Source organism: Azohydromonas lata NBRC 102462 (assembly GCF_001571085.1).
GTDB lineage: Bacteria > Pseudomonadota > Gammaproteobacteria > Burkholderiales > Burkholderiaceae_C > Azohydromonas > Azohydromonas lata.
Genome location: NZ_BCTC01000340.1, coordinates 1 through 534 on the forward strand (window position 1 = coordinate 1; position 534 = coordinate 534).

A 534-nucleotide genomic window follows, 5' to 3' on the forward strand; every position below is an offset into this window, starting at 1 on the left:
GCAATCCGCTGGACGGCCAGGTCGCCACCCGCGCCCCGGCCGCCACGCCGGCCGACGCCGTGCGTGCGGTCGAGGCCGCGCAGAAGGCCTTCCCGGCCTGGGCCGAGATGGGCCCGGGCGAGCGCCGCGTGCTGCTGCTCAAGGCCGCTGCGGCGCTGGAGGCCAAGGCCGACGCCTTTGCGCAGGCCGTGGCCTCTGAAACCGGCGGCTCGGCCTTGTGGTCCGGCTTCAACGTGCACGTCGCGGCCGGCATGCTGCAGGAGGCCGCCTCGCTGACCACGCAGATCACCGGCGAGATCATCCCGTCCAACGTCCCCGGCAGCCTGGCCATGGCGGTGCGCCAGCCCGCAGGCGTGGTGCTGGGCCTGGCGCCGTGGAACGCGCCGGTGATCCTGGGCGTGCGCGCGGTGGCCACGCCGCTGGCCTGCGGCAACACCGTGGTGCTCAAGGGCTCGGAGCTGTCGCCGGCCACGCACGGCCTGATCATCGAGGCGCTGCAGGAGGCGGGGTTGCCGCCGGGCGTGGTGAACTTCG

At 74.9% G+C, this 534-nt stretch carries 1 protein-coding gene; it reads left to right on the plus strand.

The features are described from left to right. The coding region (locus ALA01S_RS31405; protein ID WP_157119463.1) for an aldehyde dehydrogenase family protein at positions 1–534 on the plus strand (534 nt) is incomplete at both ends.